Annotated in this window: 12 protein-coding genes; 5 read left to right on the top strand and 7 right to left on the bottom strand. The window is 43.9% G+C overall.

Going from position 1 to position 14924, the window contains the following annotated elements:
• Positions 1 to 187 precede the first annotated feature (187 nt).
• Positions 188 to 1162 (top strand): HNH endonuclease, encoded by a 975-nt coding sequence (locus tag HUJ22_RS13330; RefSeq protein WP_290878193.1) that lies wholly within the window; start codon positions 188 to 190, stop codon positions 1160 to 1162.
• A gap of 141 nt (positions 1163 to 1303) precedes the next feature.
• Here the strand turns inward: HUJ22_RS13330 and HUJ22_RS13325 are convergent, their stop codons facing one another.
• Positions 1304 to 4207 carry an ATP-dependent DNA helicase gene (locus tag HUJ22_RS13325; RefSeq protein ID WP_290878192.1) on the bottom strand — a complete coding sequence of 968 codons (2904 nt, stop codon included), beginning with the start codon at positions 4205 to 4207 and terminating at the stop codon, positions 1304 to 1306.
• Between the two features lie 73 nt (positions 4208 to 4280).
• Between HUJ22_RS13325 and HUJ22_RS13320 the strand changes: the two genes are divergently transcribed.
• On the top strand, positions 4281 to 5318 hold the full coding sequence (locus HUJ22_RS13320; protein ID WP_290878191.1) for a DNA cytosine methyltransferase: 1038 nt from the start codon (positions 4281 to 4283) through the stop codon (positions 5316 to 5318).
• A complete protein-coding gene (vsr, locus tag HUJ22_RS13315; RefSeq protein WP_366871096.1) occupies positions 5311 to 5733 on the top strand; it encodes a DNA mismatch endonuclease Vsr in 423 nt (140 codons plus the stop codon). Before HUJ22_RS13320 ends, vsr begins: the two co-directional genes overlap by 8 nt.
• Position 5734: 1 nt before the next feature.
• On the opposite strand, the gene HUJ22_RS13310 is transcribed toward vsr, so the two are convergent.
• Positions 5735 to 6436 carry an HNH endonuclease gene (locus tag HUJ22_RS13310; RefSeq protein ID WP_290878189.1) on the bottom strand — a complete coding sequence of 234 codons (702 nt, stop codon included), beginning with the start codon at positions 6434 to 6436 and terminating at the stop codon, positions 5735 to 5737.
• Positions 6437 to 6550: 114 nt separating this feature from the next.
• Between HUJ22_RS13310 and HUJ22_RS13305 the strand changes: the two genes are divergently transcribed.
• Complete coding sequence (locus HUJ22_RS13305; RefSeq protein ID WP_290878188.1) at positions 6551 to 7312, top strand: M90 family metallopeptidase; 762 nt, start codon at positions 6551 to 6553, stop codon at positions 7310 to 7312.
• Between the two features lie 765 nt (positions 7313 to 8077).
• Here HUJ22_RS13305 and HUJ22_RS13300 read toward each other — a convergent pair.
• Both HUJ22_RS13300 and HUJ22_RS13295 read right to left on the bottom strand, forming a co-directional pair.
• On the bottom strand, positions 8078 to 9547 hold the full coding sequence (locus HUJ22_RS13300; protein WP_290878187.1) for a serine hydrolase domain-containing protein: 1470 nt from the start codon (positions 9545 to 9547) through the stop codon (positions 8078 to 8080).
• Between the two features lie 473 nt (positions 9548 to 10020).
• Entirely contained in the window at positions 10021 to 10245 is a 225-nt protein-coding gene (locus tag HUJ22_RS13295; RefSeq protein ID WP_290878186.1) for a hypothetical protein, read from the bottom strand.
• Between the two features lie 472 nt (positions 10246 to 10717).
• On the opposite strand from HUJ22_RS13295, the gene HUJ22_RS13290 reads away from it, so the two are divergent.
• On the top strand, positions 10718 to 10987 hold the full coding sequence (locus HUJ22_RS13290) for a hypothetical protein (RefSeq protein WP_290878185.1): 270 nt from the start codon (positions 10718 to 10720) through the stop codon (positions 10985 to 10987).
• Positions 10988 to 10992: 5 nt separating this feature from the next.
• Here HUJ22_RS13290 and HUJ22_RS13285 read toward each other — a convergent pair whose 3' ends face one another.
• The 3 genes from HUJ22_RS13285 to HUJ22_RS13275 all read right to left on the bottom strand — a co-directional run bounded on the left by HUJ22_RS13285 (position 10993) and on the right by HUJ22_RS13275 (position 14889).
• On the bottom strand, positions 10993 to 11496 hold the full coding sequence (locus HUJ22_RS13285; RefSeq protein ID WP_290878184.1) for an HAD domain-containing protein: 504 nt from the start codon (positions 11494 to 11496) through the stop codon (positions 10993 to 10995).
• 171 nt (positions 11497 to 11667) lie between these two features.
• The gene (locus tag HUJ22_RS13280) at positions 11668 to 12765 is read right to left on the bottom strand and encodes a carboxypeptidase-like regulatory domain-containing protein (protein WP_290878183.1); all 1098 of its coding nucleotides are present in this window, start codon (positions 12763 to 12765) and stop codon (positions 11668 to 11670) included.
• Positions 12766 to 13803: 1038 nt separating this feature from the next.
• The gene (locus HUJ22_RS13275) at positions 13804 to 14889 is read right to left on the bottom strand and encodes a Fic/DOC family N-terminal domain-containing protein (RefSeq protein WP_290878182.1); all 1086 of its coding nucleotides are present in this window, start codon (positions 14887 to 14889) and stop codon (positions 13804 to 13806) included.
• Positions 14890 to 14924 lie beyond the last annotated feature (35 nt).

Here is a 14924-nt window from a genome sequence, read left to right as displayed (position 1 = left end):
AAATCATCTATATAGAAATAATTTTTCATCTAGACTGCGATAAATTTTCGTCTAGATGAAAATTTTGAAGGGTATAGACGGTTTTTTCACCCAGCCCCGGAATTAGGAAATTGATCTTGTTCTTTTATATTCAAGTCATGACTTTTGAGGAGCTTAAGAAATTTCAGAATGGGAAACGGGATCTAGTATGAATCAGGAAATTATTAATTGGCTGACAAATCTGAACGCTGATAGATCCCATCCATGGCCAGATGAGGTTAGAGGGCAAGCCCCGCACAAACCGTTTTTGTTGCTGAGTATTCTGGATGGCGTGGAACAGGGATGGATTTCGGATAACCGGATTGAACTGAATCAGCCTTTGATTGAAATGTTTTTTGAATACTGGAACAGTATGATGGGCAAAGACCGGATTACCACTATTGCCCTTCCGTTCTACCATATGCAAAGTGAGCCCTTTTGGAAACTTCATTATAAAGAAGGGAAAGAAGAATATAAGAGTTCGCCCTCGCTGGGTGGCCTGACTGACAGAGTAGAACATGCAGAAATGGATGAAATATTATTTACTCTGTTTGACGATCCCGATGAGCGGAATGCCATTCGTTCTTTACTCATCACGACCTACTTTTCGGAAGAAGCGGCTACGCAGGTAGCAAAAATCAGCCGATTCAATTATCAGGCTTATAATTATTCCATGCAACTTGAATCTATTGCGGCAGAACCCTTCAGGATTGACCATACCGATGAAGCAGGAATAAAATACCGGGTTTCAAAAACGCAGGTGCGGGATGCGGGATTTAGTAAAACCGTCCGCAAGGCTTATCGATATACCTGTGCAGTTTGCCGGTCCAGAGTGGTAACTCAGGGAGGCAGTACCCTGGTGGACGGGGCGCACATCATTCCGCGAAGCCGGAGCAATAACGACGATCCCAGAAACGGACTCGCCCTTTGCAAAACCCATCACTGGATGTTCGATCATTTTATGCTGACCATCCAGCCAGACTATAGGTTATTGTTATCCAAATGGCTGAAAGAAGAACAAAATGAAGTGAAGAGTTTATGGGATTTGAATAAGAAGCCCATTTTGTTACCGGATATGGAGTCATTTCATCCGGCACAACAGGCACTCGAAATACATTTGGAGAAGTTTAAAGGTGTGCAGTGAAGATGGCTTCAATATAATTTCTAATAATATCCATCACCAAATTCGATGTAGAAAAATTCATGGGATAGGGAATTACTAATATGATTTATGTTTAAAAACACATTTTATTAGTGATAAATTATAATGAAAGTATACAATTAATCATTCTTCAATTTTGCTAAAACTACCTATCATTATTTCTTCTTCAGGAGTAAATATCGGTGGTGGAAGATCTACAGTATTAAATTCTTGAATTTGCTTGGTACAAAACCTAGAAAAGTCGCATTCTGCACATTTATCTGGGTGAGGCCTCATTGGATAATCACGAGCTATAATACCTTTCACCGCCCATTCAATATTCTTCAATGCTCTATCAAGGGCTTCATCATGAACTGGTAATTCAACACGTTCATTATCTTTTAGGAAATGTAATTGCCCAGTTTTTGCATTTTCACCTAATACTTGTGTAGCTGCCAAAGCATATAATTGAACCTGAAGTGATAGCGAGATCCAATCCAATGATTCGCCTTCACCTAATTCCATTGATTTAAAATCTATAACAGTAGCATCTTCTATTTCACCTTCCTCGTTTTCTTGAAGCATAAGATCAATTGCACCTGAAATCACCGTATTTTCTGCTGGAATTTCAAATCTTACCTCAACTCTTCTTTCTTTTTCAAAATCATCTCCATGCTTCTCGACATATTCTGTAATAATACTTCTAGTACTTTCTTTTGCACGCTCAAAGGGTCCTGGATTATTTTCCGGATCATTACTTTGAGGAACATGTTTTAAATGAAATATTTGGTCTACTGTATTACTGATTTGATCTTCAGTTGGTCTATTATCTCGATATAGTTCATGCAGCTTAGCAATAGAAGCATGAGTAGTTTGTCCAAATCCAAACAGTTCTGGAACAGAGGGATTAAATCCATACTGTTTTCTAAACTGGTACTCTTTCGGGCATCTTAAATAGTATTTAACTTCTGTAAAACTCGTAGGCTTAATATTGTCATCAATTCTCTGAATCGGCTCAGTATCACTTATTGACTCAGGTAATAATTCAGCATTATCCGTAATTGTATCATTTTCAAATTCATCCAAAAAAACTGATTTTTTTCTTTCACTTCTACCGTTTGGCAGATGTGAAGAGCCAGTCATATATAAATATCTTTCAGCTCTAGTTACAGCCGTATAAAACAGTCTAATATCATTTTCTCTAGTATTCGCATATCTACCAGCTTCAAATGCTTCACCTATCATTTCAATTGGGATCCATCCTTTAAAAGACCTATCGACATCTCCAGGAAATCTTCTTTGTTCTAAATCAACTATGAAAACAACAGGAAATTCCAAACCTTTGGCCTTATGAACAGTGGAAACAAATACTCTATCTGGCTTTTGTAAAACTATATCTTGAGTCGTTTGGTATCCGCTTTCTGCTACATTATCTAGAAAGTTTAAAACCTCTCGAAACCTTGATGTTGAATCAATACTCATATAAACAGACTCAACATCAAGCATAATCGAGCTGAAAACACCTAAAGCTTTATTATCCATGTAGTCAAAATTTGACTCATCATATTTAAAAACCTCTAAGCATTGGTGGACAAGTTCTTGTGGATATACTTTTCTTCTAACACCTCCGTGACCACCATGGATAAGTCTTCCCCACACAGACATTAATCGAGTAAAGTCTCTGAATTGTGTTTCTGGAAATACAGACAAAATTCTTTCATTAAATAATTCTCTAACTGCTCCACGACTAGGATTACCATCCCTTAATAAAGAAAAAGTTTCTTTTAACGCCAGGACAGGAGCATGCGAGAAGATAGTGTCTTCAGTTTCAATGAAGTATGGAATACCTGAATCTTCAAGTGCCCTAGTGAAGTCAATATGTCTAGGTTCTTCCCCTGAGCCATGAGTTGACCTCATAAGAATCGCAAAATCACCTGGTGTAAGCCCCCTTATATCTTCTGTACTGTTTTCAAAATATGACTTCCCAAGTAAAAATTGGATTCTTTCAGAAACCCAATTTGCCTCCTCCTCTCTTGAGTCAAACCATATTTTGCCAGTTTGCCCTGGAAGATCTTCATTGATATCAGCTGCTTGTGGTGTTTTACTAAACCGAGCTGCACCAAGTTGGTCTTCAACAAAATGACTTGAAGCTTCAATAATATTAGGTAGACTTCGAAAATTTGTAGTCAATTCATGACGGGTAGAATTGGGATATCTTTCTGGAAATTCAAGAATATTATTGACATCTGCCCCTCTCCACGAATAAATAGACTGATCATCATCACCTACTACAAATAATGTATCTGAATAATCGTGAATTTTTGCTATTAAAGATTCCTGTGCAGGATTAACATCCTGATACTCATCAACCATTAAGTGTTTTATTCCTAGTAATACTCTTTCAGCATTCTCAGCATTTTCAAGCTCCTCAATAGCTAATCTTTGAGCATATGAAAAGTCAATGAATTTATCTCTATGTAATAAATTCCGAAGTTCAGACAATGTTTCTCCCAACATTGGATCATGGGTTGATACATCTTCAACATCAAGCATTTCATTATTAAGAGTGTTCCATGCTTCTCGTACTTGTTTTACTGTATCAAAATAACCTCGGTTACTTCGGCTACTTTTTAGTTGATAAATATTTAGCTCCCTAGATCGTGACATGATAAATAATGTAAGCTTATTTGGATCAAGCATGTCATACTGCCTATAATCAGCATTAATTTCCCCTAAAATATATCCACAATACGAATCAATTGTACCTAGATACATAGCCCCCAGAACTTTAGGATCAATACCAGATGAACTTAAAGCATCTGCAACACGCATTTTTATAGATTCAGCAGCTCTATTTGTGAAAGTAAATGCTACAATACTTGATGGAGGCTCGCCTTCTGCAATTAGCCTAGCTATTCGATAAGCTAAAGTTCTGGACTTACCTGACCCAGCACATGCTAAACAAAGTATTTCATTGGCTGCATCATTAGCAGCATTGAATTGATCGTTAGTTAGATTATCGGTCAATACTTGTTGGATGTCTGGCATTTTGAAATTATTTTATAAATTATAATTCTTGTAGCTAAATAAAGGATATTTTTGACTGTAGCCAAGTATTTCAATGAGTAATATCAAAAAAAAATATTTTTCAGCAGATTTATTTTCTGGGGTAGGAGGCCTAACCGCAGGAATGCATGATGCTGGCTTTCAAACTAAATTTGCGGTAGAGTTAGAGGTGGATGCTGTCAAAGGATACAAATTAAATTTTCCTGAAACTAAGGTGCTTCAAAAAGACATTCGATCTGTCAAAATTGACGAAATGAAATCATTGTTGGATAGCAAACCTCTCCATCTACTTGCCGGGTGCCCACCTTGTCAAGGTTTTTCTTCAATCAGGAAACTTAACCGTAAAGCTAGTGTTCGAGATAAACGAAACAGCTTAGTTGAAGAATATTTCAAAATGGTAAAGGAGCTGAAACCACTAACCATAATGATGGAAAACGTACCTGGGCTCAAGGATTATTACTTATTCAAGGATATTGTCAAAAGATTAGATGCTCTTGGATATGATCCAAAGGTAGATGTTATAAATGTTAAGGACTATGGAGTTCCACAAAACCGAAAACGATTGATAATGGTCGGTTCTCTGTTAGGTAATTTGGAAATAGCTCCCGCCAGCGGTAAAAAAAGAACCGTTAGAAGTGAAATCGAACATCTACCAACACCGGATGAGGCAGATGATCCATTACAAAAGATAGTTGCAAATCATACAGAAAAAGTAATGGAAAGAATAAGACTAACACCAAAGGATGGCGGTAGTCGAAAAGACTTGCCAGACGAATATTTACTTGATTGTCATAATAAAAAGAATATTGGGTTCAACGACGTATATGGAAGACTACGCTGGGATGATTACTCCACAACCATAACCGGCGGCTGTCTTAACCCTTCCAAAGGGCGGTTTTTACACCCCGAACAAAATCGCGTAATTACTCCACGAGAAGCGGCTTTATTGCAATCTTTTCCCGAGGATTACAAGTTTCCAACTGATATCTCGAAATCTTCTTTGGCTTTATTAATTGGAAATGCACTTCCACCACGCTTCAGTTATATTCAGTCAAAGAATATAAAAGAACATCTTGACCAACACTTTGGCTGATATTTTTTCTAAATCAAAGCGCAGCGAAATCATGTCCAACATTTCCGGTAAGGAAACCAAGCCGGAAATCATTGTTCGCAAGTATCTCTTCTCCAAAGGTTTTCGCTATCGTAAAAATGACAAACGCTATCCCGGCACACCGGATATTGTCCTTCCCAAATATAATACGGTGGTCTTTGTTCACGGCTGTTTTTGGCACGGACATTCTTGTAAGAAAGGAAGTTTGCCGGAAACGAGAAAAGAATTTTGGGAGAAGAAAATCAATGGAACAAAGAAAAGAGACATTCGAAACAGAAAAGCACTTGAACAAAAAGGGTGGAACGTACTTACTGTTTGGGAATGCAAAATCCTAAACAAATCAGATCGTACCGATAGATTGGAAAATCTGGTACACGAGATCAAAAAGAGCGCTTAGTTCAAAAGTTCATAAAAACCTCCTCTCTGTGATACTCCAAGTACCTCCGGTGAGCATTTTCAAACCTAATTTTCATATCTGATTCAATGCCTAGCATGTTGGGTGCTTCAAAAACATCGGAGATCAGGATTTTGCCTTTGGAGTCAAACGAAATAAATCCGGCATCAAAAGCCTTATCAAAATTTGGAGTGAGCAAAAGCCCGTTGTAGGTATCCAATCGTTCCTGATTATCCGAATCTCTCCAAGGTTTTATGTGGGAGGCAATCAACATGGAAGGAGTTTTATAGCCTGTGACTGCACAGCCTTTCCAGTAACTCAACAAGCCGTTTCTGAATTCCCCTTGCCCAATCCTGGTTTTGATTAGACTAACCTTATCTGTTTCAGCATAAGAGGTATCGGTTATAATATTTTCAATGTCCTGTTCCAATTCGTCCGAGGCATCTTTCAAGTACTCGAAATATTTATTCAGAGCACTACTGTACATGTTATTCCCTTTTTCATTTCGCTCTATAAAAATGGGAAGCCGTGTAATTTTCTCCACAAGATTCTTGAATTCCTGAGGATCGGATATTTCAATCAGAGAATTCTCAATTAAACCCGCATCTTTTGCCCATTCCGAAATGGAGCCAAATACGGCACTGGAATATTTCTTTGCCGAAGATTCGGAAAGCCCGGTTATATTTATCCATCGTTTAAAAGTCATACGCTTCAATTTGATTTAATGATCTGGAAGAATATAAAGCAATTCCATCGGCCTTAGAAAAACCCTCAAAAGATTTTCCGTATCATAGCCATAAACCTGTAATAAGATCCTGCTATGCCCCTGTTTCAATTTCTTCGCCGCCAATGGGTGATCCGCCGGCCTTTTCCGGAGGAGTGGATGAGGGTGCTTTCCGGGCGCGTTCCGGTGTATCGCCGGCTGCCGGAAGATCTGCAGGCGAAGCTGAAACAACGCATCGCCGTTTTCATGGACGAAAAACTGTTCGAGGGCTGCGGCGGACTTACTCTCACCGAAGACATGCGCCTGATCATTGCCGCCCATGCCTGCATGCTCATCCTGGAGGAACCGTCCGATTATTATCCCTCGCTGCAGTCCGTACTCGTATATCCGTCCGACTACATGGGCGCGGTCTATGACGTGGATTCCGGCGGGGTGGTGACGGAAGGCTTTGAGCCGCGCTCGGGGGAGTCGTGGCACCCGGGCAATATCGTCCTTTCCTGGGAGGATATTCAGAACGGCCTCCGCAATCCCTCCGATAGCAGAAACCTGATCTATCACGAGTTTGCCCATCAGCTGGATTACCGGTACGGATTATCGGCCGGCATCACTCCCGACGGCGAAACGGAGCTGGAGGACGAATGGGCTCAAGCGCTGGCGGAGGGCTATCGCTCCCATCTGCGCCACATTCAACGGGGACAACAAACCCTGCTGGATCCCTATGGAGCTGAAAACCCGGCCGAGTTTTTTGCCGTGCTTACCGAATGTTTCCTGGAACAGCCCGTGAAGCTGAGGCGTGAACACTCTAAACTGTATCGGCTGCTTTGTGAGTTTTTTAAATTTGAACCGGGGGGTTGGTAGAGGTTAGGTGTTAGGTTCAAGGCGCAAGGGACAAGGTTTTAGTTGTTTTGCTTTGTGATGAGGTAAAGGCAACCAATTTGCCATCGACAAAACAACAAAGCCGAATCCAACCATCAGATTCCTGCCTCCGCAGGAATGACCCTTAAAAACTTCTGCGTTGGATGTTGGGCGTTCCTTGTTCAATGTTCCCTCCGGCCTTAGAAAAAAGAGCGTGAAGAAGATGACGGAATGCAGCGTTAAGAAAGAAATCCCATTCGCCATCACCACGTCATCCCGGACAAGCTGTAGCAGCAGCGAAAGCGCCGATCCGGGATCTCCCTAATTCGATTTAGTTCTTGCAGTAGGAAGATCCCTGGTCTGGGCCAGGGATGACTACACTTTTATTGCACTTATCTCTTTTAGTCTCGAACGCTTTCGGGAAGTCAGCTTTAGCTCTTTTTTCGCAGCCGCCCCGACTGCTCGGGGTTGGTTCTGGCGCCTGTGCTGATTAAGATCAGTATCGGCACAAAAGAACTAGGGAGTTGAATACAGGAATCCTTAGCCAACTTTTCCAAAGTTGGTTTGGAAACCATATTAAACTTCAATCTCCCAGTAACTTTGGAAAAGTTAACAGGGGATTGAATCACTCCGGGACCCGGGAAGCCAGAGCTTCCGGGATGGCGTTACAAAGATGGACCTTCGTAACGAGGATTAAGGAGTCCATTCCCCTTGGTTAAGGAAAGACACATAAGGGTCGGGGATTCGGGTCGTGATTATTCTTCCGGGTCAATCAATGCTTATTTTGTCGGAGATGTAGTTATCGTAGTATTTCATTTGGATCACTTCGCCGTCTTCATTCCGGATGAAGCGCATGCTCTCGCCGTCCTCTTTGTTATCGCGGATGCGGACAAAATGATCTTTATCGACCCGGCGGTAGGTGTTGAAGTTGCCCGGATCGCCGGAGGGCAGTCCCATCATCACCAGCTTGTCGCCCCAGGTGCCTACGTAACTGGTGGACTTCATGACCTCTCCCTGATAATAACCGGCGTACTCTTTTAGTTCGGCAGCTAAAGTATCATCTTCAGCCGACTCAATTTCTCCCGCTTTAGATAAAATAGCGTGGATGCCTTGTGCATATTTTCCCGGGTTGGGATTGCTGCTGTTGATCATCACGGAGTAGGCCATTTTGGTTTCGGGGATCATCGCCAGCGTACTTTTGTAGCCGGGACAGTGTCCACCGTGACCCACCCATTTTTTACCATCAGGACCTTTATATACCGAAAAGCCCAACCCCCAGCTTGTACCAAAATCGCTATCCATCCAATGGATGTTGTGCATGTTCTTGATGGTGGCGGGATGCAGGATTTCTTCGTCTTCGGCCTCGTAAAGCCGGAACTGCCAGGCTGCGAATGATGCAAGGTCTTCAACGGTAGAACTGAATCCGGCTGCAGGCGTTACCCCGTTTGGATCGAATAGATCTACTTTCAACTGTTCGCCATCCATGGTTTCGTAGGAATATCCTATGGCAAGTTGACTTCCCCAGAGTTCTTTCGGCATATCGGGACGCGTGTCAGACAGGCTAAGCGGGTCTAAAATGGTTTGCTGAATGTAGTCGTCGTAAGGCTGACCGGATATTTCCTCAACTACAAATCCCAGCAAAGTCATCGCCAGGTTACTGTATTGAAAATAGGTAGAAGATGGGTACAGCGTTTCCTGATCTTCCAGGGCTTTCAGGATCTCTTCTTTGGTCGGAAATTCGAGGCTGGGGTCTGTCCAGTGGGAATACTTGTTTTCGCGGGGAAGTCCCGAGGAATGAGTAAGCAAATTCCGAACGGTAATGGGGCCGCTGAGTTGATATTGTTGTTCCAGGTCATATTCCGGGAGCAGATCCTGAATTTCATCATCCAATCGAAGTTTCTCTTCCTCGTACAGATTCATGATGGCGACAGAGGTAAATAACTTCGAAATTGAGCAGACGCTGCAGATGGTATTGGGAGCCATGGCACGTTCTTCTTCGGGATTGGCTTCCCCAAAAGCACCTTTCCAAATCACTTCCTGATCTTTAAGCGCAATGGCACTGACGCCGGGCAGTTCATCGTACTTTTGCATGGCATCCAGCCACACTTCCACCAAGGTGATGGCCTCGGTATAATCCGTCTTTGATTCCTCTTTATCATCCTGTTCCTGCGCCTGAACGGTTTGATTCAGTCCGAACACGCATAGCATAACAAGCAGCATTCCAATTCTTTTCATCATGATCCCGATGTTTGATTTCCGGTTTTTAGTTAGCGAACGGAATTGACGGAAAATAAGCGGCTTTTGCAAGTGGGGTGAGGGTGCCAGGGGATTGCAATGGGGTGGACGAAGTCAATTTTAAATCTTGAATGCTGAAATGTTAAATGACTCTCCATTTAACATTTAAAATTACCTCAATTAAAATTCCTGAGATTCAATTCTTTTGCCGATTATCCAAAATAGTTATCACTTTTACCGTTTCACCTCGAGGTTCATAGATAATCGATAGATGCTTTGAAATAACGGCCTTTCTTAGATGGGGAAACCTCAAAGATGCGGGGTATAACTTTGGAAAGTAGCTTACTCGATGTTCAAACTTTTTCAGCTTCACCAAGACGCTATTGACTTCCGCTTCGCTCCATTCCTCTAAAAGATATGCTTTGATTTCCTGGATTTTAATCGAAGACTCACGCGACCATACCACTCGCTTTCGTTCAGCCATGTTTGTTCCAAAATTCCCGGCTGCTTAGCGTTTTTCCCTTTTCATGATCTTCCTGACCTTTTTTAACGGATTCCTTTTCCCCTTCCGTTAAATCGTCATACCAATCCCCTTCTGATGATTCTTCTTTCATAAGCTTTAGCGTTTCCAGCAGATCCTCGTTACCCGGCCTTGAGATCCACTCGACCAATTCTTCTCTGACTACATTTTCATCATCCATGTTTTTCTCCTGTTTGATCACCTATTAATTTAATATATAAAATTTGGATTTTCAGTGCTTGCTATCTTCCTTTACAGCTATCCATAAAAGTGTGTTCCCACGCAGAGCGTGTGGAGCGAGGCTAACAGGAAGGCAAAGGCAGGCGCTTGAGATCCGGACACACCTGTCTGCGGGTTTGGGTTTTGTAGCCAAAGGCAGCTAATCTTAATCCACCACCGCACAAGCGGGACGCTTGCGCTAGTGCCGGGGACGGATCTTTCACTTCAAAATTCAATGTTCCTTGTTGGATGTTCCATCGGCCTTAGAAAAAAGAGCGTGAAGAAGATGACGGAATGCAGCGTTAAGAAAGAAATCCCATTCGCCATCACCACGTCATCCCGGACAAGCTGTAGCAGCAGCGAAAGCGCCGATCCGGGATCTCCCTAATTCGATTTAGTTCTTGCAGTAGGGAGATCCCTGGTCTGGGCCAGGGATGACTGCACTTTTATTGCACTTATCTTTTTTAGTCTCGAACGCTTTCGGGAAGTCAGATTTAGCTCTTTTTTCGCAGCCGGGAGCTTTTGGTTCTGGCGCCTGTGCTGATGAAGATCAGTATCGGTACAAAAGAACAAGAAAGGTGAATACAGGCAACATATTAATACAGGACACGGGAAGCCGGAGCTTCCGGGATGGCATTCCGAAGGGGACCTTCGGAACGAGTATTACGGATGAAATGCGATGGACCGATTTGCGAAGTAGGTAAATAGTTTAAACCAACCCCGCCACCCTCTTCACCTTTTCCTTATCGGCGAGGCCGACCTCCGGGTCGCATTGGATAAAGCGCTCGCCGAACCGGCTCAGTCCTTCGTCCATATCATCCAGGATGGCATATCGGGGGATTTCCTCCGTATGCAAGTTATCGGTGATCCAGCGGCGGATTTCATCTCCGCGGGTCACCTTCCCGGAGTTTTCGTAGATCAGGGAAGGGGTGACCCCGATCACGTATTTCCCGGGCACACCATTGTTCTCGAACAATTCCTTTAGCTGCCGGAGGGAATGGTCATACCGCCAGGTGGAACTCACTACAATCTGCCCGTTATAATACTCCACCAGCAGCTTCAGGTGCGCCATCGCCGTCGGGCACCAGCTCCGGTTGGTGGACCTCCCGGTTTCTTTGATCTGCCTCCGCAGATGCGCCTCCGTATTCAGCACGCCGTCAATATCCACAAAGAGGGTGAGCTTATTCTCCGCTATACTTTCATTTCCATTCATAGCCTGATTTTAAGAAGATGGTTCATGAGGTTCAAGGTTTTAGGTGTTAGGTTTTAGGGGTGGTGATGATATGCGATGGACGATGTGCGATGGACCGATTTGCGAAGGGGTGGCACGAACATAAACAAGCCAGGGGTTTCAGCTCTGCACGATTAAGGCAACCAAGTCATTTCAGAAATCATCCGGGCGGTATCCCCGGGGTGTCAGGTCGGCCAGCCGCCGGAAACCGAAGTATCCCAACTGAATGACTCCATAAGGTTCTATCACCTCGCCGTCTGCATCTACCGTAATGGATCGTTCATTAAGTTCCAGCCAGGAAATCTGAGGACTTCCCGGTCCCAGATCCCGATCTTGTGTCCAGTCCAGATAGCGGGGATCTATGGCCTCTTGGGTAAAAATGACCTCCAAAAACCCTGAATATTGAACCCGATACAGGTAAAGGTTCTCATCCGGGCGTACGAGGTTATCCACCGTAACCGGCCATCGATTATCAGCCATGCCGGGTTGTCGCGATTTTTTCACGTTGTAAAGAAGGAAACCTTCTTCTTCTAACCTGTCATGCAGCAAAGAAAGCCAGAAATGACGCATCGACCCATAAAAGGCCTTTCGCCTGTTCTCCTCCCACCGGATTTGCTGCAGCGAGTCTGAGGGTATCATCGCCGTAAACAGGGGTTCCCCGTCCCAAAAGGTCCTGATTCCCGTATGTTTAAATTCATCAAGGTAGTAGGTGATGTAATAACCAAGCGCATGGTTTTCAATCTTCAGCGGAGCCAGGGCCTCGGCCGTCAGGCGACCCCAGAAATTGGAGTCAAAGCGCAATACTTCCGGGTTGAGGATGACAGTAGAGTCTGCTTCTTCAGTATAACCAAGAAACAGTTCTTCGAAACGCTCATAGTTTTTTTGCCATTTCCTGCCCTGCGGTGCCACATCAATTTCGCTCATTTCATAGACCACCTGCTTCAGGCTGAGATCTATGTTTTTGCGATCTCCCGGTCTAACATTAAGGCCATAGGTTTTCCTGCCATACCCAATCCTGGAAATAACCAGCCGGTAAAAGCCGGGGGGAATATCCCGAATGAAGTAGCGACCGGCCCGGTCAGTTTGGGCACCGATCTTGGTTCCCGATAAAAAGACATGTGCACCCTGCAACGGTTCCTTGGTATCGGTGTCGGTCAACCGGCCGGCAACAATGCCCTGAGCATACAGCAGATCGGTATTTCCTAAAATTGAAAAACCGCTTATCAGCATTATAATAATGACACGGTACATAATACCAACTCCGTAAGATGTGGCATTGATTTCTGAACATATACTTTAATAAATATAGCACCCCAGGTATGATTTTCAAGGAGCAAATGTTGTATCGGAGAGGGGTGGTGGCAGGATAAGGTATTAGGTGTTAGGTGCGAGGTTTTAGGGGGAATTCGTTCATCGTAAATCGGTCCATCGGTTCATCGCAGTTCAATTTAACAGTATTGCCCTTGGCACCCTTCACCCTCCTCTTGATCTCCTCCCAAGAGGAGAAACTCCTTTGGTGATTTTCTGGTCATTTCTGCCTCAAAATCATTATAAGCGTCCTTCTCCTTGCGAAGGAGAAGACAGAAGAGGTCGGGCTGGCAGCCAACTCATTTCAGGGAACCCAGGCAAAATACAAGTCAGAGACTTGTCAGTTATACTATACCTGCCGGGCAGGTCATACATCATCAGGACTCTTACTTTTAAGTTACCGCTTCGCTCAAAACTTAAAAGATCCTGCGAGGCCGGCATTGTTATTATTCACCCGTCATCGCGAGGAGACAGCCATGTTTAATCCAAGCCTGCCTTGTTTGCCGACGCGGCGATCTCCTTGGCATGTTTGGTACCAGAATTAGGGAGATCCTTCACTCCGCATTCGCTTCGTTCAGGATGACAGCAGCCTTTTAATACACACCATAGCCATCCGCCGGTTGGCGGTCGGGCATTACCTTTCAGGCAACAGTACAACATGACCGGCACGGGCATCCGTCACGACAGTGGCGCTTGGATAATAACCGATCATGTCATCCTGAGGACTAAGCGTAGCGAACGATGAAGGATCTTTATGACATGCTTAGGTATTCGTATCAGGGAGATTGCTTCGTCGTTCAACCTCCAACCCGGCATTCCGCCTCAGTGGCTCCTCGCAATGACCGGGCACGTTCGGAACTTGGAATTTGGTCCTTCAAAAGTACTTTCCTGTCATATTTAAAACGAACACCCTACATGTCGATATATGATGTATTCATCGACACATATTATTTACCTGTCGAAAACATCGACAGGTCGTTGTCAGGGAGAAGCCAGTAAATCGTAAAGGCGGATATTGAGGTACAGCACTTCGCGTCCGGCTTGTTTACTCTTGAGGATGCCGGCACTTTCCAGCTCTTTCAGGTAATCGGCTGCTGTTTGTCGTTTGGCTAAGCCACGATCCACCAGAAACTTCACTTTACAGTAAGGCTGCTCGAACAACAGTTCAATCAGCTCCTTGGAATACACACGATCGGGTAATTTCTCTTTTGCCAATTCAAGGGTTTCATCAAGTAGTTTCCGGATTTCGTCAATACGCTTCATGGTTCGGTCGGCAGTAGACTTCACTGCTTCCAGCATAAATACAATCCAGTGCTCCCACGCATCTTGCTCGGTCACTTCCCGCAGCAATCGGTAATAATCAGATTTATGGCTGATGATGTAATCACTCAGATACAGCACCGGTTGATGCAATAACCCCTGGTGAATCAGATACAGAATATTCAGAATCCGGCCGGTCCTCCCATTTCCATCCTCAAAAGGATGAATCGCTTCAAATTGATAATGCATGACGGCCATTTTGATAAGCGGATCGGTTTTGTCATCGGCATGGATATACGATTCCAGGTTCTCCAACAGTTTTCGAATCAGTTCTTTCCCCTCCGGCGGCCAGTAAATGATTTTCCGGGTATTCGGATTGGCTATCACCGTGCCCGAATCATCCCTTATTCCCAATTCGGTTCCCTTGATAATCTGCATGAGCTTGATATAGAGATCAGGTCCGAATGATCCCTTCTCCAATTCGCTGACTCCCTCCCAAAGTGCCTGCCGGTAGCGCAATACTTCTTTAGTCTGCGGATCGGTTTGTTGATCATTAGCCGACAAAGCCATGAACAGCTTGTCGTTGGTCGTTACCACATTTTCAATTTCCGAACTCGCCTTCGCCTCTTGCATCACTATACTGTTAATGAGGATGGTGGGATTCGGCAAACTTTCCGCCTTTCCCTTCAATTCAGCCAATGAGCGATTTGCTGCAATCGCTGCCTTCAAAACATCCGGTGTTTCCGGATTTTTCTCCGGCGGAAGCAGGGGTAAAATATTATATGGCTGATTGGCATAATCTGACATGGGGTAAGTTGTTTAATTAAAATATGTCGAAATAT

The organism is Gracilimonas sp. (assembly GCF_014762685.1).
Classification (GTDB): Bacteria; Bacteroidota; Rhodothermia; order Balneolales; family Balneolaceae; genus Gracilimonas.
This window is presented reverse-complemented; position numbering and strand designations above follow the sequence as displayed.